The organism is Paraburkholderia sp. SIMBA_054 (assembly GCF_046534875.1).
In the GTDB taxonomy this organism is placed as follows: Bacteria; Pseudomonadota; Gammaproteobacteria; order Burkholderiales; family Burkholderiaceae; genus Paraburkholderia; species Paraburkholderia hospita.
Genome location: NZ_JAWRXV010000013.1, coordinates 205,862 through 226,836, shown reverse-complemented (window position 1 = coordinate 226,836; position 20,975 = coordinate 205,862). Strand labels below are relative to the sequence as shown.

The 20,975-nt window shown below is 63.1% G+C and carries 15 protein-coding genes and 1 pseudogene; 4 read left to right on the top strand and 12 right to left on the bottom strand.

Going from position 1 to position 20,975, the window contains the following annotated elements:
• The 4 genes and pseudogenes from SB822_RS18390 to SB822_RS18375 form a co-directional block, all read right to left on the bottom strand.
• A pseudogene (locus SB822_RS18390) lies at positions 1 to 1,045 on the bottom strand (IS3 family transposase); the annotation flags it as partial.
• Positions 1,046 to 1,154: 109 nt separating this feature from the next.
• Positions 1,155 to 2,777, bottom strand: coding sequence for a glycogen synthase GlgA (glgA, locus tag SB822_RS18385; protein ID WP_410855332.1), 1,623 nt, complete (start codon positions 2,775 to 2,777; stop codon positions 1,155 to 1,157).
• Between the two features lie 422 nt (positions 2,778 to 3,199).
• Positions 3,200 to 3,787 carry a YSC84-related protein gene (locus SB822_RS18380; RefSeq protein ID WP_007731118.1) on the bottom strand — a complete coding sequence of 196 codons (588 nt, stop codon included), beginning with the start codon at positions 3,785 to 3,787 and terminating at the stop codon, positions 3,200 to 3,202.
• Between the two features lie 235 nt (positions 3,788 to 4,022).
• Complete coding sequence (locus SB822_RS18375; RefSeq protein WP_042308177.1) at positions 4,023 to 4,466, bottom strand: response regulator; 444 nt, start codon at positions 4,464 to 4,466, stop codon at positions 4,023 to 4,025.
• A 373-nt stretch (positions 4,467 to 4,839) separates the two neighbouring features.
• Between SB822_RS18375 and SB822_RS18370 the strand changes: the two genes are divergently transcribed.
• The 3 genes from SB822_RS18370 (at position 4,840) to SB822_RS18360 (ending at position 9,155) form a co-directional block, all read left to right on the top strand.
• Positions 4,840 to 6,333, top strand: coding sequence for an amino acid racemase (locus SB822_RS18370; RefSeq protein WP_410855331.1), 1,494 nt, complete (start codon positions 4,840 to 4,842; stop codon positions 6,331 to 6,333).
• A 198-nt stretch (positions 6,334 to 6,531) separates the two neighbouring features.
• Positions 6,532 to 6,894 carry a hypothetical protein gene (locus SB822_RS18365; RefSeq protein ID WP_410855330.1) on the top strand — a complete coding sequence of 121 codons (363 nt, stop codon included), beginning with the start codon at positions 6,532 to 6,534 and terminating at the stop codon, positions 6,892 to 6,894.
• Between the two features lie 107 nt (positions 6,895 to 7,001).
• Positions 7,002 to 9,155 (top strand): phosphocholine-specific phospholipase C, encoded by a 2,154-nt coding sequence (locus tag SB822_RS18360; protein ID WP_410855329.1) that lies wholly within the window; start codon positions 7,002 to 7,004, stop codon positions 9,153 to 9,155.
• Positions 9,156 to 9,251: 96 nt separating this feature from the next.
• Here SB822_RS18360 and SB822_RS18355 read toward each other — a convergent pair whose 3' ends face one another.
• The 5 genes from SB822_RS18355 to SB822_RS18335 all read right to left on the bottom strand — a co-directional run bounded on the left by SB822_RS18355 (position 9,252) and on the right by SB822_RS18335 (position 16,088).
• Positions 9,252 to 10,448: an amidohydrolase family protein gene (locus SB822_RS18355; protein ID WP_410855328.1), complete on the bottom strand. Its 1,197-nt coding sequence runs from the start codon at positions 10,446 to 10,448 to the stop codon at positions 9,252 to 9,254.
• Positions 10,445 to 11,080, bottom strand: a complete 636-nt coding sequence (locus SB822_RS18350) for a VC0807 family protein (protein ID WP_079501455.1) — start codon at positions 11,078 to 11,080, stop codon at positions 10,445 to 10,447. Before SB822_RS18350 ends, SB822_RS18355 begins: the two co-directional genes overlap by 4 nt.
• Before the next feature lie 606 nt (positions 11,081 to 11,686).
• Positions 11,687 to 12,655 carry a hypothetical protein gene (locus tag SB822_RS18345; RefSeq protein WP_410855327.1) on the bottom strand — a complete coding sequence of 323 codons (969 nt, stop codon included), beginning with the start codon at positions 12,653 to 12,655 and terminating at the stop codon, positions 11,687 to 11,689.
• A gap of 244 nt (positions 12,656 to 12,899) precedes the next feature.
• Entirely contained in the window at positions 12,900 to 13,985 is a 1,086-nt protein-coding gene (locus SB822_RS18340; protein ID WP_007583545.1) for an alpha/beta fold hydrolase, read from the bottom strand.
• 204 nt (positions 13,986 to 14,189) lie between these two features.
• Positions 14,190 to 16,088 carry an AI-2E family transporter gene (locus SB822_RS18335; protein WP_079501453.1) on the bottom strand — a complete coding sequence of 633 codons (1,899 nt, stop codon included), beginning with the start codon at positions 16,086 to 16,088 and terminating at the stop codon, positions 14,190 to 14,192.
• A 235-nt stretch (positions 16,089 to 16,323) separates the two neighbouring features.
• Between SB822_RS18335 and SB822_RS18330 the strand changes: the two genes are divergently transcribed.
• The gene (locus SB822_RS18330; protein ID WP_410855326.1) at positions 16,324 to 17,838 is read left to right on the top strand and encodes a PLP-dependent aminotransferase family protein; all 1,515 of its coding nucleotides are present in this window, start codon (positions 16,324 to 16,326) and stop codon (positions 17,836 to 17,838) included.
• Positions 17,839 to 17,848: 10 nt separating this feature from the next.
• On the opposite strand, the gene SB822_RS18325 is transcribed toward SB822_RS18330, so the two are convergent.
• From SB822_RS18325 to SB822_RS18315, 3 genes are all read right to left on the bottom strand, one after another.
• Complete coding sequence (locus SB822_RS18325) at positions 17,849 to 18,367, bottom strand: cupin domain-containing protein (protein WP_410855325.1); 519 nt, start codon at positions 18,365 to 18,367, stop codon at positions 17,849 to 17,851.
• Complete coding sequence (locus tag SB822_RS18320) at positions 18,364 to 19,116, bottom strand: NAD-dependent epimerase/dehydratase family protein (protein ID WP_410855324.1); 753 nt, start codon at positions 19,114 to 19,116, stop codon at positions 18,364 to 18,366. The genes SB822_RS18325 and SB822_RS18320 overlap by 4 nt, the downstream gene beginning before the upstream one ends.
• A 199-nt stretch (positions 19,117 to 19,315) precedes the next feature.
• The gene (locus SB822_RS18315; protein WP_007583536.1) at positions 19,316 to 20,482 is read right to left on the bottom strand and encodes a porin; all 1,167 of its coding nucleotides are present in this window, start codon (positions 20,480 to 20,482) and stop codon (positions 19,316 to 19,318) included.
• Positions 20,483 to 20,975 lie beyond the last annotated feature (493 nt).

Here is a 20,975-nt window from a genome sequence, read left to right as displayed (position 1 = left end):
AAGCTATCCTGCCGACGTCGCCATCCCGACGTTGTTTCCGATCGACGCGAGGAGGTGTAGTGTGAAACGCAAGCCTTATCCCAGCAATTGCCTTTGCGGCTCATCGAACTGCGCATGCCGTAGCCTTTGAGCAGGTCCTGGAAGTCATGGCTGCAATACTGGCTTCCCCTGTCACTGTGCAGGATCGGGCCTGTTTGCGGCCGGCGGCGAAACCATGCCATACGCAGCGCGTCTGACACCAGCTCCGTGCGCATGTGCGGCTGCATCGACCAGCCCACCACCTGGCGACTGAACAGATCGAGGATGACCGTCAGATACAGCCAGCCCTCATCAGTCCAGATATAGGTAATGTCCGTACTCCAGGCCTGATCGGGGCGAGCAGGCGAGAAGTCGCGCTGCAGCAGGTCTGGCGCGACCGGCAGGCTGTGATTGCTGTCGGTCGTGGCCTTGAAGCGGCGTTTGGTCTTCGCCCTGATGCCATGCAGCTTCATGAGCCGCTGGACACGGTCCTTGCTCACGCGAATGCCCTGGGCCAGCAGCATCTTCCACACGCGCGGCCAGCCGTACTCGCCCTTGGATTGAGCGTGTACGGCCTTGATGTGGACCAGCAAGGCATCGTTGCTGATACGTCGGCGGGGGCGGTCCGTATCGACGTCCCGGGCCTTGCGCGCGTGGTAACCACTGGGGCTGACGCCCAGCGTCTCACACAGCAACGATACCGGCCATTGTCGGCGGTGACATTCAATCCAGGCGTACTTCATGCCGACCCCTTCGCGAAGTACGCCGCTGCTTTTTCCAGTATGTCGCGCTCCATCTTTACACGCGCCAACTCCGCCCGCAGCCGGGCAATCTCCATCTGTTCAGCAGAAACCTGTTTGCCCGCGCCGTTCAGCTTGCCAGCCGTATCGGCCTTCACCCAGTTGTGCAGCGTTTTCGGGCTGATCCCCAGAATCTTCGCCACCGCCGCCATGCTCTGGCCGCCGCGCACCATGCGCACGGCTTCTATCATGAACTCCTGCGTGTACCGCGCTCTCGGATTACCCATCTTAACTTCCTCCTTGCGTGAGTTTCACACACTCAGCAAGGGATCCATTTTTTGCGGGCAAGCTCAATTCGCTATTTGCACAGCCCGCATGCGGGCTGTCGCGTCACACTCACGCGCTTCGCGCCACCGTCTCCTGCGACGCCGCGCCATTGCTCCACGCAGTCTGCGCGCTCGCTGCGCCGCTCGCATTCGCGCGACGTTGCGCCGAGGCCGCTGCAACGCGTTCGACATCGACACGCGGTTGCGCCGGGCGTGCATCCGTCAACAGGCCATAGAGTTTCAGATATGCCTGCACCGGCTTGCGCCAGCTGAAATCGCATCGCATCGCATTGCGCTGCAGTGCATGCCATGACGAAGGCCGCATGAACGCGTCGAGCGCGCGCTGCAATGCCGCCGCGACGTCCTCGGGTGTCTCGCCGTCGAACAGAAAGCCCGTTGCGCCTTCTTCGGGCAAGCCGAGTTCGGGCGAACGCTCGGGCGTGTAATCGACGATCGTGTCGCGCAGCCCGCCGACTCGCGATGCGACGGGAATCGTGCCGTAGCGTAGCGCATAGAGCTGCGTGAGGCCGCACGGCTCGAAACGGCTGCCGTGCAGCAACAGATCGGCGCCCGCGTGCAGCATGTGCGCGCGCCGTTCGTCATAGCCGATATACGCGCCGACGCGCTGCGGCCATGCGGCGGCGAGATCGCGCACTGCGGCTTCGAGATACGCGTCTCCCTTGCCGAGAATCGCCACCTGTAGCCGCGGATCACGCGCGAGCAGTAACGGCAATGCTTCGACCACGACGTCCGCAAGCTTTTGCGACGTCAGACGGCTGCCTATCGCGACGAGGGGCGCGAATGGATCGACCGTCAGGCCGAAGGTCTGCTGCAGATCGCGCTTGCAGGCCTGTTTGCCTCGCACGTCGTCGGCGGAATAGGCGCGCGCGATCTGCGGGTCGGTAGCGGGATTCCATGTAGCACTGTCGATGCCGTTCGTGATACCCGACAGTTTGTGCGAGCACGCTTGCAGCACGCCTTCCATCAGATACCCGAAATGCGGCGTGAGAATTTCGCGCGCGTAGTTCTCGCTGACGGTGACGACCTGGTCCGCGTGCACGATGCCCGCTTTCATCATGCTGAGCGCGCCATAGAACTCGATGCTGCGCGGGTCCGTCAACGCGGGCGCGAGCAGTTCGGGCGGCACGCCCATCCAGCTGCCCAGCGCGAGCGGATAGTTGCCCTGAAACGCGAGGTTGTGCACGGTGAACACGCTTTTCGCCGTGACGCCTGCGAGCTTCATCAAAAGCGGCGTAAGGCCCGTGTGCCAGTCGTGCGCATGCACGATGTCGGGCACCTCCACGCCGCGCACGCCGCGCGCAATGCGCGCCGCCGCAGCGGCAAGCGACGCGAAGCGGATCGCGTTGTCGAGATAATCGCGGCCCTGCTCGTCCTGATAGAGGTTGTCGCGTTTGAACAGATGGTCCATCTGCAGGAGCAGGACGGGCACGCCCGTATCGGGCATGTGCGCGCGCAACAGTCGCGCGTCCCCGCCCGGCAAGCCGCTGATGCGGCAGAGGGGCGTCACGCCCACCGCGCGTTCGAGTGCCGCAGGATACGCAGGCAACAGAATGGTCGAAGCGACGCCCGCGTCGCGCAACGCGGCGGCGTACGCACTCACCATATCGCCCAAACCGCCGGACTTCGCCAACGGCATCGCCTCCGAGGCGACGAGAAGGACGTTCAGCGTCAAGGTTGTGACTCCCGGTGAAAGAGTAGATTGAGTGAGACGCTTGAATTGCCGCCGCAGATGGCTGGCGCGATCCGTGCGGCGGATCGGGTCGGCGAGAGAGGCGAGGGGCGACGGCTTCGGTGAGCAGCAAGCGGTGTGCCATAGGCACGCGCATATCGTGAAGCTTCTGCAGCGCGGCTCGGCGTTTTCTTCAGATCTTTGAGCGACGCGGGACTGCGGTGCATGAAGCACTGTAGAGGATGAAATGCGTCAACTTGGTGAACGTGCGCGATGGACGGGCGCTGCCGTGCGAACGTAAAACGCGTCGAGAAAAGGGCGAGGGTTTTACACAGGTGCGATGATCCCGCACGAGCGTTCGACACTTTGATTGACTTCATACGGGGCGCATTGCGCGCCCCGCGTACATCGGTGCTCTATCGCGCTCAGATATCGAGCCGCGAAATCTTCGCGCCTTCAAGCGACACGCCCGCCATCAAACCTGCGTTGGTCAGCACGAATGCCTGCACGGGCTTCGTAGCCGTCGTCGTATCGATGTTGCCGTTCGCGCCGACCTTCACGAGCGCGACCGTCGCATCGCCGCCAACCGACCAGCCCTGGCTGTTGCGGAAGCTGTCGAGTGCATCCTGCGTCATGAACAGGAAGATCACGCCCTTGGACTGCGCACCGATCTGCAGGCCGAACGAGCCTGCTGCCGTGCTGTAGTAACCCACCGTTTGCCCGCCAACGCGCAGCGACCCTTGGCCATATTGTCCGCCGATCCAGAAGCCTGCCTGCACGACGGATGGGAACACCAGCACGCCGCGCGCTTTCGCGACCAGTTCGCGTGAGCCGTTCGCGGTCGTGTAGAGCCGCGAGAGCGTTTCATCGACACTCGAATCGATCGCGCGGCGCTTGTCCGAGTTGCTGGTGCTCGTCGTGGAATGCGAACCCGTCATCGTGCAGCCCGAGAGGGCGAGACCGCCCGCAGCCAGTGCGGCGCTGGTGCTCAGTATGAAATTTCTTCTATGCATCGTTGTTCTCCTGTCTGTCAACGCGAGATCCCCGGCTAGCGCCTCCCTTGGTGCTTCGCCGCAGCCGCCCGGGCGCGCTAAACCTTTGTGCGGCGAGGGCTGACAATGCGACAGCAGTTCGCGTGCCTGGCCCTGTCGCCGTCGTCGCCCAGGATGCGTGAAGCGGCGTGACTAGTCCTTGACGGTATGGACGCGACTGGGCTGCGCAGGCGTGACTGTATGAATTACACACGCGCTATGCGTCATCCGATGTCGCCCGCTTCAACAGTTCGAGCAGACGTTGGGGCGTCAGCGGCTTCGCGCAATGCGCATCGAAGCCGGCTTCGCGCGCCCGCTCGCGATCGAGCTGCGACGCGTAGCCCGTACACGCGATCAGCAACATATGCGAAGTCGATTCAGAGGCGCGCAGGCGGCGCGCAAGCTCGAGCCCGTCGACGCCCGGCATCGCGATGTCGAGCACGACCGCAAATGGCTGCCATTGGGACGCGAGTTCGCAGACGTCCTCGGCGCGGTGCATCGCGCGGCATTCGAAGCCGTTTGCGAATAGCAGCAGCTGCAACGCGTCGGCGGCATCGGCGTAATCGTCGACGACCAGCACGCGCCGGTTGTCGGTCATATGCGCACCGATTGCGCGCCATTGCAGTTCGTCATCACTGTCGTGTGGATTTTTCGTTGCCATTTTCGCTGGTCTCCAATTGGCGCCTTGGCGTCTTTCTGCCTCCCCAAGGCTGCAAAGTCAGCAAAGGTTGGACCCGAAACAAGTGGGACAAGCGAGCATAGGGTTGCCGTTCGGAATGGAATCAATTGCCGTTAATTAGCAATTTCGGCGCATGTAGGGGTTAACCAGACGCAATTGGCAACCGTTAAAAAGGGCGAATTAGCTAAGCCTGTTGTTTATAGGAAGACTTTCCGTTTTATTCATGCGACATAAATGCGCATTCGGATTTATATTCTGATCGGCGCCGCGATACGGGATTCGCTGTAAGGCGCCGGCGACCTGCAATTGGCGTCGTCGGAATGCGCGCTTCCAATAAGACAGCAAGCGAGGGACTATGAATACATCGTCTGGGATGGGACGCCGTGCGCTCGGCATTGTCGGCGGCGCGGCGCGCCTCGCGAGCGTGGATGTGTTGCGCAAAATGCATGACGCCAATGCCGCTGCGCGTACGTTTCAGCCATTGGATATTGCTGTCGAACGCGTATCGGATATCGAGCGCCGTGCGTCAATTTCTTATGCCGCGGGTTCAGCGCAACACAAGTTGCGCGTATTCGATGCGATACGCGATTTCGAACAGCGCGGCTTGCCCGCTGTTGCGCTGCCATGCTTCGAAAGCCATTTGTTTATCGACGAATTACAGCAGAACACGACGCTTGCAATCGTCGATATGGTCGCTGCGCTGTTTGCGCATATTCGCCAGCGTTATCCGCTTGCGCGCCGCGTCGGCGTGCTGACGTCGCCGGTGCTATGCGAGCGCCGGCTGTTCGAGCGATACGGCGAGAGCGCGCATGTCGAAGTCGTGAGCGTCCCCTTGAAGGGCGTGGAGGGGCTGCGAGAAGCATGCGAAACGCTGATCGGGCAGGGCGTCGATGTGCTGCTGCCGGGCAGCACCGATAGCGCATTGTCGCTGCGGCGACTCGGCGCTCTGGCCGTGCCCATCGTCGACAGCTATTCGGTGTACGCGCAACATCTGTTGTTCGCCGATCATCGCAAGCCAGCGCACCAGATCAAGCTCGGCGTGGTCGGCGGCGTAGGACCCGCCGCGACAGTCGACTTCATGCACAAGGTCGTGCGCAATACGCCCGCCGCGCGCGATCAGGATCACATCAAGGTCATCGTCGAACAGAACCCGCAGATTCCCGACCGCACCGATCATCTGACGGGCGATGGCGCGGACCCGACGCTCGCGCTCTACGCGACGTGCAAAAAGCTCGAAGACGGCGGCGCCGATCTGATCGCGATTCCGTGCAATACCGCGCATGCGTTCATCGGGCCGATCGAAGCGCGCCTGCGCGTGCCCATCATCAACATGATGAACGTGACGGCCGACTATCTGCGCACGGCGTTTCCTGCCGTCGATCGCATCGGCCTGCTCGCCACGGACGGCACGATTGCAAGCGGTGTCTATCGCACGGCGCTCGAAGCGCGCGGCATGACGCAGGTCCTGCCGCCGCTCGCGATGCAGGCGCGCGTGATGAATGCGATCTACGGCGCGCGGGGCGTGAAGGCGGGCTTCACGAACGGCGAGTGCGCTGACGACATCATCGCGGCCGTCGAAAGTCTGTTGTTGCAGCAGGTCGAAGTCATTCTGCTTGCCTGCACCGAGCTGCCGCTTCTTTTCCCGCAAGCGGCGACGGTGACGCGCAAAGGCCGCAGCGCGCATCTCGTCGATCCAACGGAGGTGCTCGCAAGGTGTTGCGTCGAGTTCGCGCGAGGCACGCCGCTCGTCATACCGATGAGCGCAAGACATGAAGCGTTGCCGGTCGAATATGCCGCGTATGCGAAGCGAAAGGAAAGCAATGTGGCAGTTAATGCCGAATTACTTTAAAGACAATAGCATGATGACTTTCGTGTTTCTTTTCGCTTTCTAATGGCTTTCCGATAAGGAGTATTTCAAGGTATTTCTTTTCCTTATCAAACGTTTCACAATAAGTTCTTCATTCGACTTCAGACTGCGTTTCCAGCGACGGCCAGCCTTCCCCGGCAAGCCGTCATCGGTCGATTCCGCTGGAACCTGGACGCTCGAATGAACGGACTCCCTCTCTCTTCCTTGCGCGTGAGCGCAATCGTTGCGCTCGCATCGTTCGCCCTCGCCGCATGCGGCGCGGACGATGCCGCCACGGTCAGCAGTTCGACGCCTGGCGCGTCGCAAGTCAATACGGCTACGCCTTCCGCCTCGCCGTCTGGATTACCGCTGCCGTCTTCGACGACGGGCAATTCGGCCAATGCGTTCAATACGCCCGCCGCGAGCGGCATGAACGCAGCCGACAACACGCGAAGCGACGCGCAGGACAGTGCCGCCATTGTCAGCGCGCAGGCCAGCCTTGCTGCCGACAACCAGCCGGTCGCGCCCGTTCTTCGCTACGCGCCAGGCGAAGAGAGCCATTGAATCGACGTTCAGGCAATAAAGAAACAAAGACACAAAGAAACGCGCGTGAATAGGCGCCGTTAATCCCTTGTTAATTCCTTTCCCCCCGAGAAGAAGGCAATAACATCATGACATCCAATAGCCGTCGCCGTTTTCTAAAGACCGCAGCAACGTCCGCGGGCGCAGCCGCCGCCGTGACGATGCTGCCGGAATCGATCCGCAATGCGCTCGCGGTCCCCGCCAATTCGCGCACGGGCTCGATCCGTGACGTCGAGCACATTGTCGTGTTCATGCAGGAGAACCGTTCGTTCGATCATTACTTCGGCCATATGCGCGGCGTGCGCGGCTACAACGACCGCTTTCCGATTCCGCTGCCCAATGGCAAGCCCGTCTGGTATCAGCCGTCGAAAGCCGATCCGACCAAGCCCGTGCTGCCGTTCCACCTGAACACGCAGACCACGAGCGCGCAATGCGTCGGCGATCTGGATCACTCGTGGTACAAGACGCACGGCGCGATCGACGGTGGCCGCTACGACCAGTGGCCCGCGAACAAGACGGACATGACGATGGGCTATCACCTGCGCTCGGACATTCCGTTCCACTACGCGCTGGCCGATGCGTTCACGGTCTGCGACGCGTACTTCTGCTCGCTGCCGGGACCGACGCACCCGAACCGCTCGTACCTGATGACGGGCACGGTCGATCCGACGGGCACGAAGGGCGGCCCGCTGCTCGACAACAATGATTTCGTGGATGGCGACGTGCCGCCGAAGTATCAGCTGCTGTCGTGGACGACCTATCCGGAGCGTCTGGAAACGGCCGGCATCTCGTGGCAGATCTATCAGCAGGGCACGGACGGCTCGGACCCGCTGAATGGCAACTACGGCACGAACATCCTGCAGAACTTCGAGAACTTCATCAATGCGCAACCGGGCTCGTCGCTGTTCCAGCGCGCGCAGACGGTGCGCACGATCGACGACCTGAAGGCAGACGTGCAGGCCAACCGCCTGCCGCAAGTGTCGTGGCTGTGCCCGCCCGCCGCGTACTCGGAGCACCCGAAGTACACGCCCGCGTACGGCGCGGAGTACACGTCGCAGATTCTCGACGCACTGACGTCGAACCCCGAGGTGTGGAGCAAGACAGTGCTCTTCATCATGTATGACGAGAACGACGGCTTCTTCGATCACGTCGTGCCGCCGCAAGTGGCGACGTCGCGCGCGCAGGGGCTTTCGACGGTGACGGCGGACGGCGAGATTCACGATGTCGTCAATCCGGGCCGCGGCGGCAGCTATACGGCCGACAACCTGCCGTACGGTCTCGGACCGCGCGTGCCGATGACGATCGTCTCGCCGTGGACGAAGGGAGGCTTCGTGTGCTCGCAGGTGTTCGATCACACGTCGGTGATTCGTTTCATCGAAACGCGCTTCGGCGTGCATGAGCCGAACATCACGGCATGGCGCCGCGCGGTGTGCGGCGACCTCACGACGGCATTCGATTTCCGCACGCCGGACGCGAAGATGCCGGCGCTGCCGGACACGAGCAACTACAAGAGCATCGCCGACAACCAGTGCGCGACGCAGCCCGCGCCGACGGTGCCTGCCGTGCCGGGCGCGATCGATCCGCAGGAAGCGGGCATCCGTTTCGCGCGTGCGTTGCCGTATGAATTGCATGTGAACGGCAAGGTCGACGAGAAGGCCAACTCGCTGACGATCGAAATCGGCAATACGGGCGATCAGGGCGCGCACTTCTATGTGTACTCGACCAACCGCACGGATGGACCGTGGCGTTATACGGTGGAAGCGGGTAAGACGCTGAAGGACGTGTTCAACCTGTCGTCGACGAACGGCGTGTATGCGTTCACCGTGTACGGCCCGAATGGTTTCGTGCGCCGCTTTGCGGGCAACGCGCAGCCGCAGTCGAACCAGGCCAATGCGCAGGGCCTGTTCGGCCACAACCGCAAGCCGGCGTTGCCGGAAGTGAAGACGCATTACGACGTCGGCAATGGCAACGTGTATTTGAAGTTCACGAATCACGGCGACAGCATCGCGCGGCTGTCGGTGGTCGATAACGCGTATGGCGCACATCCGCGTCCTGTGATCGTGCCGCCGAACGCGTCGATCGAAGAGGCATGGGTGCTGTCGGCGAGCCACCACTGGTACGACCTGACGGTGAGCGACAACGACGACGCGTCGTTCCAGCGCCGGCTTGCCGGTCACGTCGAAACGGGCAAGACGAGCATCAGCGATCCGGCGGCTGTCGTGCCCGTCATGACGGCGTCGTAAGTGGCCTGATCCAGGACGTGTAAAACAGCGCAAAGCTTGGCCCCGGCATGGTTCACATGCCGGGGTCTTTTTTATTTGTTGATCAGGAAGGGCGGTTCAAACGCCTTCGACGAGCACGCCGTCGCGTGCAACGATCCGCCCATTCGCCACGACCAGCTTGCGTACAGGACGTGCCGCAACGGCATGCGCGACGGTTTCCGCGTCGACAAGCACGAGGTCCGCGCGCGCGCCCACGTGCAGGCCATAGTCGGCGAACCCGCATCCGCGTGCAGCAGTGTGGCTCACGCAATCGAACGCAATGGCGAGCGCATCGTCGCGGCGTAAGTCGTAGCGCATGCCGATCAGCATCGCGCGCTCCAGCATGTCCGGCGAGCCGAACGGATTCCATGTATCGCGGATGCCGTCGTTGCCGCCGAAGAGCGTGACGCCTTTCTCGATGCATGCGGCAAGCGGCGGCACGGACACGGAAGCGGGCGCTGTCGTGAGCAGCGCGACGTTCAGCAACGCGAGCCGTTCGAGCAGCGGATCGCGCTCGCGCGGCGCGAGTGCGCCGAGACAGAACGCGTGGCTGATCACGACGCGGCCCTGCATGCCGAGCACCTCGACGCGATCGAGCAGCAGCTTCAGGGTGAATGCGCCGATCTCGGCGGGTTCGTGTAGATGGATGTCGATTGGCTTCTGATGGCGTGTGGCCAGATCAAAAGTCGCGTTCAGCGACGCAACGGGATCGCCGTCGATCAAGGCCGGGTCCAGCGCGCCGAGCACGTCGGCGCCCGCGCGCAGCGCCTCGTCGAGCAACGTGACGGTGCCCTCACGTTTGAGCATGCCCGATTGTGGAAACGCAACCGTCTGCATGTCGAGCACGTCGCGCAGTGCGTCGCGCGTCTTCAGCACGCCTTCGAGGTGCTTCAGGCCGGCGTCGGTATCGATATCGACGTGCGTGCGCAAGCGTGTCGTGCCCGCCTGCAAGAAGGCGCGGGCCAATGCGAGCGATGCAGTGGCCGCGTCGTGTCCGCTTTGCGCGCGGAAGCGGCGCTCGTTTTCGATGCGATCGGTGAGCTTCGGTCCCACTTCGTTGCGATACCAGCGCATGCCCCACATCGTCTTGTCGAGATGCGTGTGGCCTTCGACGAAGCCAGGCAACAGTAGCGCACCGGTGCCATTTTCGCGCACGACGTCGTTTTCGACCCGTAAATCAGGGCCGATCGCATCGATGCGGCTATTGACGATCGATACGTCCACGCGCGTTCCATCGGGCAACCGTGCGTCGGCGATCAACAGCGGCTCTTTCATGCAGACTCCATTTTTCTCTCAGCGTCAATGCGTTTGAGGCGGCGCCGCGTCCAGAGGGTCCATAGCGTGAGCGAGCCGTAGACGCTCCAGCGCAGCGCCGTCGAAATATACAACGCCAGTTGCGCGTCGCTCAAGTTCGTCACGACCCAGTAACGTGCGGCATTCTCGGCCGTCAGACCGATACCCCAGACCACCGTCATCCGGCGGATCTGCGCGACGAGCTTGGGACGTTCGCGATAGTGGCACTCGAACTCTTCGACACCTTCAAGCGATTCACGCGACGCCGTCGAACGCGCGAGGTAGTAGACCATCGGCTTGCGCAGCAGCAGCGACAGCAGAAACGTGATGCCGATGACGCCCGCCACCATCGGGTCTTCGAGCGCGCGCCGGTGCTCGCCCCGGTCTATCAGCGCCCATGCGAGCAGCGGCAGGATGCCCGCCAGCACGATGGCGCTCAATGCATCGAAATGCCGCGAGTGGTACAGGTCCCATGCGATCCACGCGATCAACGGCGCGGCCGATGCGGCGAGCGCGCCCGTCGTGCCCCAATGCGGCAGCGCAAGCCGGTACGCGAGCCACGGCAGCGCGACATTGATGACCATCGCGGACAGGTATCGGTACGGAACCTTCATACGCCCTCTGCGCTAGCGGTGGCATGGGTTTGCGTTTGGAGCATGCCTTCCGATCGTTCGGAGGTTACATGCTTAAGTATCAAAGAATCAAGAAACCGGCAACGCGGCCGTCGCCGTATTTCGGCCGCAAAAATCGGTTTTTCATTTTGTGGCATGACGGGCAAATTCTGGCAGCAGTTTACCGTCTGCCGCGGTGCGACGATTTTTGACAAATGATATGAGGGACAGCGGTTACTCTCGTCGGGAGCACCATTTCAGTCGAGAACCCGATTCGTATGGGAGACCAGGTATGCTGGGACAAATGAAGTTGCTACGAATTTTTCTCGGAGCCGTGCTCGGCGCCGTCGGGGCGACAGTAGTCGCTTGGGGCGGTCTTTATCTTTTTGGAATGGTTCGAGGTTCCGGTAGTTTGTTCGATACGAATCCGGAAGCGGCGAACCGTTTTTTTGCGCTATGGTTCGCAATAGTTCTTTTGGCTTCGATCGCTGGTGGTGTCAGGGCCTCGCGCCGATAGCGTTGCGCATGGCCCGCGTACTGCGGGGCCAATTCTTCGAATGAGCAAACGCGAAAAACGTATCGCGTTTGCTCATCCTTTTGTCGCTCGCTTTAGACAAGCGGCAACGTCTGCCGATCAAGTGTCGGTTTCATGATCGGCGCCAGCGCCGCGAAAATACGCTGACCCTGCTCCTCGTCAATCATGCTCGTGAGCAGCGAGCGAAAGCGCGGCTCTTCGACACCAGAAACGATGTACTGCCAGCGATACGCGTCGAGCATCGCCGCCTGCACCTCCGCAATTTCGGCGTGCAACAGCGTACGGTCCATATGCTGGCAGAAGTACGCGGCGTCTTCCTGCGCCTGCATCTGCACCACGCCATCGACGCCCGCCACCAGCGCGATCAGATCGTCGACGGCAGCATCGCGCGCGGGCTTGTCGAGCTTCACGTCCTCGCGCATCCATTCGAGTTCGTCGATGATCGCGTGCTGCGACTCCTCCTTCCAGTGGTACATGAACACGTCCTTGAACAGCGGCGAGAGCGTGTCGTCCGCTTCGATGCTCTGACGGTAATGCACCTGCGAGAATATTTCGATGAAACACGTCAGCGCGAGAACCCCCCACGTCGATTTGCCTAGCACGAACATGGCGATGTCGTCGGCATCGGGCAGGAAGCGATAACCTGCGGGCATGTCCGCGCCCGCGAGCAACTCGATGCGGCGGAACAGTTCCTGGTGCTTCAGTTCTTCGTCGGTCAGACGCACGACGGCTTCGAGTGCGATCTGGTCGCCGAGCGCATGATCGCGTCCTAGTTCGAGCATCTTTGCGCCGATGAAGCGTTCGACGAGTTTGAACATGTTCGCGTACGTGCGACCCTGTACCTGCGAATAGAAGCGGCGCTCAGCGTCGTTCAGAAACGGCAGGCGATACACCTGTGAAAGGCCGTCCGGCAGAAACTTCTGATCGATATCGAGCGTACGTCCGCGGATCACGTCGTTGTCGATATCCCAGCGGATTCGCTTGGACACTTCGACGCATTTGGCGTAGCGATGGGAAGGCAGTTGATACTCTACAGCTTGCATCTGAGAACTCCATTTCGGCGGGATTGCAGTGGGGTGGCGCCGAAAGAAGAACGAAGAGAGGCGGCGCCGACTCAAAGCGCTGCGCCATGGCGTGTTGCATGCAGTAGCGAAACGCTAATACGCATTGTGCGGATCGGCGTTTGATCGGACATGAGACGCGAGTCCCGGTACTCGCTGTGAGCACTGCAACAAAGCCAGGAAAAGCCGGGACATGCGCCCCGTCATGCAGCGCGTCAGGGGACAATCAGGCAGCGGGCGCGTCGAAGCCCGCCTTGCGCGCCATCACGATGGCCTGCGCGCGGCTTTCCACTTCGAGCTTCGCGAAGATGCTCGTGATGTGATTGCGCACGGTCTTCTCCGATAGACCGAGCCGCGCAGCGATCTGCGCGTTGTCGCGGCCGCCCGCGATCAGTTCGACGATCTCGCGCTCGCGCCGCGTGAGCGACGAGAACACGGGATTGGCGTGCCTCGCGGGCGGCAGGAAGGCGCGTACTTCGTCGCGCCAGCGCTGCCACGCGTTCTCGGATTCGAGCGTCAGATGATTCTCGCTTTCGAGCGGCACGAAGCGCGCGTTGGGAATCAGGCTCGCCAGCAGCCGGCTTTCTTCGAACGGCACGCGTGCGTCGCGCACCGCGTGCAGCACGAGTGTCGGACATTGCACGTGCGGCAGCAGATCGACCACGTCGATGCAGTTGAAGACACGCATGATGCGCGCGGCGTTTTGCGGTGTCGTCGAAATGCGTTCGAGTTCGTTGAACCAGCGGTGCTGGTCAGGCGTGCCGCCCGGAATGAACTGCGTCGTGAAGAACTGCCGGAAGGCGGGGTTGTGCTGGCCCCAGCCGATCTCGGCGAGCTTGGCGAGCGTTTCGGCTTCATCGCGCGCCTGCTCGGTGCGCGAGCGGACCAGCCGTCCGCGCGCGTAGCCGCCATGCAGGATCAGATGCGAGACGCGTTCCGGAAACGCGACGGCATAGCTGATGGCAATCGACGCCCCCTGCGAAATGCCGAGCAGCGCAAAGCGGTCGGCGCCGCTCGCATCGATGACGGCGATCAGGTCCTGCTTCCATGCATCGAACGAAATATCGGCGACGTCGTGATCCGACAGGCCGCAGCCGCGCTGATCGTAGCGGATCAACGTATGGTCGCGGCACATCTCGGCAATCATGTGACTCCATACCGGGCTCGCGAGATCGAACTCCAGATGGCTCAGCCAGTTCGCGGCCTTGACGATGGGCGGCCCGCTGCCGCAGGTCGCGTACGCGATGCGCGCGCCGTCGTGCGCGGTGCACAGCCGGATTTGCTGCCTCCACTTCGGGGCGGTCGCGGACATGAGCCTCCCGGCGGCGATGGAAGAAGCACGAGTCAGCTTGCGGGCCGCATGACGCGCGCTTTCATTCAGCTTATCACCGCGGGAGGGCTTTGCTGCACGAAGATGCAGACAAACGACGCTTCATCCGCGCGCGTGCGGTCGAACGTATGAAGTGGATGGTGTATTCGCGCGCAAAGCCGCGGCACGCGCATTATTCATGCACATTCAAGCGCCGACGCTGCGCGGCGCCTTCTCGACGAGCGGCGCGGATACCGCGTTCGCCGCCTGCACGCACTGATTGACGAGGTCGCTGAACGCGTTGGCGTTTTGCGTGTCGCTCAATGCGCCGACTTCATCGACGCGCTCCGATTGCCCGCCAATCCCGACGATCAGTTGCGCGCCGGGCGCGCGATCGCGGATGCGCCGCAGCAGATTGCGCAGATAGGGCGGCGCTTCGGGGGCGTCGAGCGTGACCACGCAGACGATGGCCGCGCCGTCGATGCCAAGCGTGTCCGTGTGGCCACGGCGGAACTGCGCGTAGTTCGCCGTGACGGGCGCGAAGCCGCGGCGCGTCAGCAACTGCACGGCGATGGCCGTCGTGACTTCGTCGAAAGCGCCACGGCCCGCGACACACACGACGCGCAACTGCGCGGCGTCTTCCGGCAGCACGGCAGGCGGCGCATCGGGCGCATTCGGATCGGGCTTCTCTTCGGGCGTGCCGTCGAATTGCTCGAGGTTCTCGATGATATCGAGCAAGGTCTCGTTCATGCGCGCGAGCTGCTCGGGCGCGAACACGCCACGCAGCGTGTCGTTGCGCGCGAGCCGCAGGCCTTCGCGCGCGACGTCGTCGTAATAGCGGGTGAGCGCCATTTCCCTGAGGAACCGGTCGGCCTGCACGATGGCCTCGTGCGGATCGTCGGCGAGCAGGCGCTGATAGAAGTTCTGCGCGGGCGTGAGCGCGGGCTGATCGCCGAGCAGCACCGTCAGGAACTTCAGGCGCTCCGCGTAACGGCCCAGCGTGACGAGGCACAGCGTGAGCGGCGTCGACAGCACGAGGCCGATCGGCCCCCACAGCCAGCTCCAGAAAATTGCCGCGACGACCACGGCGAGCGGCGACAGCCCTGAACTATGCCCATACAACAGCGGCTCGACCACCTGGCCCGCGACGACATCGATGGTCACGAACAGCACGATCGTCCACACGGCCATCGTCCATTGCGGCTGGATCGCGGCCGCGAGTATCACGGCGAGCAGCGCCGCGATCCACGTGCCGATATACGGCACGAAGCGCAGCAGCGCGGTCAGCACGCCGAACAGCAGCGCGCCCGGCACGCCGATGATCGCGAGGCCGATTGCGATCGTCGCGCCCGCGCCGAGGTTCACGCCGAGCTGCGCGACGAAGTAACGCGACAGGCGGCTCGCCGCGTCGTTGATCGCGGTGGTCGTGCGATGCAGGTCGCGCGCGCCGAACAGGCGTATCAGGCGGTCGCGCAGGTCTTCGCGCTGCAGCAGGATGAAGATCGTCACGACCAGCACGATGAACATCGTTTCGAGCGGCCCGACGACGGGCGAGAACACGCGCTGCGCGAGTTGCAGCGGCGACGGAATCGGCTCGTGCACTTCGACGGGCAACGGCGCGGAGACGGTCGGTTTCTGCGAGCGGCCCGCTTCGTGCGGCGTGTTGGGTCGGTCGGGTGTGACGCGCGCAAGCGCAGTCGCGGCGCGCGACAGCAGCGCATCGGCGCGTCCGACCGTTTTCTCCTGCACGGTCTCGACCTTGCGCTCAATGGCCGCCTGGTACTGCGGCAGCGAGCCCGCAAGCTGCGCGATCTGTGCGCCGATCAGCGTGCTGACGGCGAGCAGCGTGACGACGGCAAGGAGCACGGCGACGAAGATCGACGGCAGCTGGCCGAAATGAAGACGCCGCAACAGGCCGACGAGCGGCGCGAGCAGGAAACTCAGCAGCACGGCGAGCGTGATCGGAATCAGCACCTCGCGCGCAAAGTACAACCCGCTGACCACCACGACGAATGTAATCACCGACGTCAGGCCGTGCAGCCCCGGCGTTCCCGGCGGGTAGACACGGTTGGACGAAGGGCGGTGCGGGGCGAGCGGAGCTTTCATGGCGTGTGCCGGTGTTGGCCGTGCGATCGATACAAGGGGCAGCTATTGTAAGCAAGACGCAGACCCGGGCGTAAAACGAGCGGGTGCATATCAGCCCGTTCAGTTCAGTGTATCAACTGCGTCGCGCGAATTTGTATGAAGGCGGCGAGGCGGTGCGGCAGGCATAATTGCGAAATTGGCCTGGTCGAATTTCTAGTTGTTCTTCCGGGCGCTGATCCAATTACGAGGTAACGGCATGCGCCGCGCAACGGAAATCGACCTGGCATTGAACGCACGGCCCGACGGTATGCCGTTACAGCGCTGGCTCTATGGCGAACTGCGTGCGGCAATACTCGAAGGGCGGATCGGCCCGGGCGCGCGCCTGCCCGCGACGCGCGACCTCGCCGCGCGTCATGGCGTGTCGCGCGGCACGGTGCTGGGTGTGTTCGCGCAACTCGCGGCGGAAGGATATCTGTCCGGCGCGGTCGGGCGCGGCAGTTTCGTTGCGAGCGAATTGCCGGACGGGCGCTTCGAATCCGCACCCGTGTCCGATACTGCGCGACATACACGCAAGAAAGCGGACGCGGGCGGCAACGAAGGCATCGCTCTGTCCGCGCGCGGCCGCTTGCTGGCGCGCAGCGCGTTCGCCGTCGAAGGCCGTTCGTTTCCGACGCGCGCATTTCGTCCGAGCCAGCCCGATTTGCAGTTCTTTCCGTTCGCGTTGTGGGCGCGCGTCGCGGCGCGCCGCTCGCGGTTGTCGAACCGCTCGATGCTCGCCGACGGCGAAGCGCAAGGCTACCGTCCGTTGCGTGAAGTGATCGCGGAACATGTGCGTATGACGCGCGGCATCGCTTGCACGGCGGATCACGTTGCGATCGTCGGCAGCGCGCAGCAGGTGATCGATCTGGCCGCGCGTCTCTGGCTCGACCCGGGCGATACCGCGTGGATGGAAGACCCCGGCTATCAGGGCGCGCGCCTCGTGCTCGAAGCGGCGGGCGCGCGCATTGCCGCCGTGCCCGTCGATACCAACGGCATCGACGTGGTAGCGGGCCGTGCGCTCGCACCCGATGCGCGGCTCGCGTACGTGACGGCCGGGCGCCAGGCGCCGCTCGGTCCCGCGCTGTCGCTCGAACGGCGACTCGCGTTGCTCGACTGGGCGCACGCGCGCGGCGCGCTGGTGATCGAGGACGACTATGACAGCGAGTACCGCTTTGAAGGAAGGCCGCTCGCTGCGCTGAAGAGTCTGGATAGCGCAGGCCATGTGATCTATTGCGGCACCTTCAGCAAGCTGCTGTTTCCCGCGCTGCGCATCGCGTATGCGGTGCTGCCGGAGCGACTGGTCGATCCGTTCGTTGCTGCATGGTCGCTGACGGGCCGGCACGTGCCGCTCGATCAGCAGGCGACGCTGCACGCGTTCATCGCGGAAGGGCATGCGGGCCGTCATGTGCGGCGCATGCGCGAACTGTATGGCGAACGCGCCGAAGCGCTGCGCGAAGCGGCGCGCCGCCATTGGACGGGACTCCTCGCGTTGCCGCCGATCGTCGCGGGGCTGGATGCGCCTGCGTTTCTGCCAGCGGGTGCCGACGATGCGCTGGCCGCGCGCCTCGCCGCCGAAGCCGGCATCGAAACACGGCCGTTGTCGTCGTACGCCGTGCAGCGCCCGGCGCCCGCCGGCCTGGTGCTGGGCTTTGCGGGCGTCGGCGTGGACGAGATCGACGCAGGCGCCCGGACGCTCGCGCGTGTTCTTCAGAAGATGCTCTACAAAACCTGATACCTGTCGATCAAGGCGGCAGTACGAGCGGACCGCAGTTCGAATCGGTGACGAACACGGCGAGCAGTTTCGCGGGCTGCGCGGTGTCCGGATTCTCGGCGAAGTCGTGCAGTGTGCCAGGTGGTTCGAACCATGTCTGGCCGCTGCGATAGTCGACGGCCGGGCCGCTGTCTAGCCGCGAACGCAGCGTCCCGGAGATGACGTAGGCCGTCACCGAGCCGGGATGCCGGTGCGCGCCCGTGTAGGCGCGCGGAGGAAAGTCGACCACGACCGTCGTCACGGATTTGCCCGGCACGTTCGCGAGCGGCTCGCACGACAGTACGCGCGAGGTCGTCGTTGGGCGCTGGGCGGCGGCATCGGAGGACGACGATGCGTCGCTGAGCAGCGGCGTACTGCACATCGCGTCGAGCCATTGAATGGCGGGGCGCGTCGGCAGCACGGCAAGCGGGGCGAGCGCGAGGACGGCGACCGTGGCGAACGTGCGCGCATGCCGCGCGTTCGCGCTTGCGAACAGGTGAGCGGGGTTCATTGCACCGAGTGCTGCGCGTTCGCTGTGCTGCGCCTCCAGTCCGCCGACCAGCCAAGCTGGCGCTTCGCCTTTTCCGTCGACACGACGGGATTGTCCTCGGCGATGTTGAACGCGCCGGCTCGTGCATGCCGCAACGCGAGCACGGCGGCGTGCGCGGCCGCTTCGACATGAACGGGGCTTGCGCCTTTCGCGTGGTCGGCGCCCGTGCCGGGGCCGTACAGTTGCCCATAGCGCAGCACCGTGCCGATCAGCGGCGCCCTCAGAACCTGCGTCTCGAGCGATACGACGCCGCGCACCGTAACGAGGCGATTACCTTCGGCTTCCGTATCGAGTGGCTGCGTTTCGTCATAGGGGTGCACGCCTTCGCTATAGGCCCACGCGATGCTTTGCGCGACCAAGCGCTTGGTGCCCGCCGCGCGCGCCGCTGCGATCAGGTTGCGCGTGCCTTCGTCGCGAATGCGCGCGTTGCCTGCGATCGCTTGCTGCATTTTCGCGGGATCGAGCGCGGGCGGCAGGTCGGTCAACTGATGGATCACGCAGGCGGGTTCGATGCGCCGCAGCGCCTCGGTCAACGCGCGCGCGTCGAACACGTCGACGATCACGGGTGTTGCGCCCGCACGTTCGATCTGCGACGCGCGCTCGGCGCGGCGCGTGCTGCCGTAAACGGTGTATCCCGCATCGACCAGCAGCGGCACCAGCGCGCTGCCGATCGCGCCCGCCGCGCCTGCCAGAAAGACTTTCGTTTCCATCCGATGATCTCCGTGTATGCCGGGCCCTGGAGCCCACGTCCCGGAGAGTAAAGCCGATAATGGTCCACACAAAGATCCATTATCGACAGAATGATTAGGCCATTATCGATGGGTGCGGGAAATGAAAAACGGCGGCTTCGAACCGACAGGATCTGCGTGCCGGAACGAAACCGCCGTCTATGACGATCAGCGAAGCGCTTTAGAACTTGTGACGAATGCCGAGGTTCACCATCTCCTGATGGCTCGTGCCCGCATAGCCATACGAGCCGATCGATGCCTGCGCGTCCGTGATCGTGTTGGTGTCCGCGTCGCGCGTCTGGCCGCTCGCATGCTGATACGCGGCCGTCATGTAGAGGTCGGTGCGCTTGGAGAGGTTGTAGTCGGCGCCCAGCGAGACCTGATGGTACGTCGCCGACGTGTCGCCGTTCGAATGCGTGTAGCTGTAGCCGACACCGAGCAGCATCGCGGGCGTGGCCTGATAGTTCACGAAGCCCTGGCCCGTGTTATAGCGTTCGTTCGTGCCGAACACCGAGCTGTCGTCGCGGCGGTATTGCGCATTGCTGTAGCCAAGGCCGAACGTGAATGAACCGGCCGTGTACTGGCCTGCCACGCGTGCAATGCCGATCGAATGCGCTGTCTGATAGCCGAGATTGACGGGGCCGTCGAACGTGCCGTCGGAGGTACTGTTCCAGGTGGTGCGAATGCCTTCCGATGCCGGGCTGTTGGACGCGTAGTAGTAGCCTGCCGCAAGACCGATCGGGCCGTTGTTATACGCGACTGCGCCCGAATACGATTGCTCCGAACCCGTGCTGCCCGCGACGCCGCCGAGCGAGTACATCGCTTCGAACTGCAGTCCCGCGAAAACGGGCGACGTGTACTTCACTGCGTTGTTGACGCGGAAGCTGTTGTCGTAGTTGTCGACGTCGCCTGCTGTAGCGAATGCGCTGCCGAAGTAGTTGTCGGCGGTGATGCCTTGCACGAGGTCGATCAGCGGATCGTATTGACGGCCGAGCGTAATGGAACCGTATTGATCCTGCGAAAGGCCGACGAATGCCTGACGGCCGAACAGGCGGCTGCCCTGGCCCAACTTGCCCGTGCTCGAATCGAAGCCGCTTTCGAGCTGGAAGATCGCCTTCAGGCCTGCGCCCAGATCTTCGCTGCCTTTGAGGCCCCAACGCGTGCCTGACAGATTGCCTGCGCTGGTATTGCCGAGCGACCACAGGCTGTTATTGCCCGATGCGTTGTGAACATAAGTGATCCCCGTGTCGATCGTGCCATACAGCGTGACGCTGGTTTGTGCGTGAGCGGCGCTGGTGGCCGTGGCCAGTGCGGCCAGTGAGATCATCGAGAGGGCAGTGCGCTTCATTCTTCTCTTCTCCTGCGTGTGGTAAAGCGTTGAATGAGCGAGAGACTAAAGGCGCACACAACAAATGTAAAAACGCCAAAAAAACGCATTAGTGAAATTCACAACACGCAATGACGCGATTATTGCGGCTTCATACAAACAGTATTTCTGCGATCATCTTTCTTTAGGGATGTCTTAGCGGATTGTTTTTGGCAAACGAAAATTAACGCGTATTGCCGCAAAAATTTCGCGGCATCATGATGCATCTGGGAATATTGCGGGAACGACGATAATGAATTGTCTATTGCGGGGTTTATCGTTTCGCGCAATGCTTTAGACTTGGCTGCGTTTCATCCAGTCTGCACGCAGCGGACAACACGCTTGAACGCGGCCTCGCGCCGCGTTCTTTTTTCGCGTGTTGATTTGCGCTGGAGACGTCAGCCCTGATCGCCGCCACCCACGGGCAGCACGGCTTATCACGAGGCGAAGATCGAGTATCTGCCGCCGCATTCGG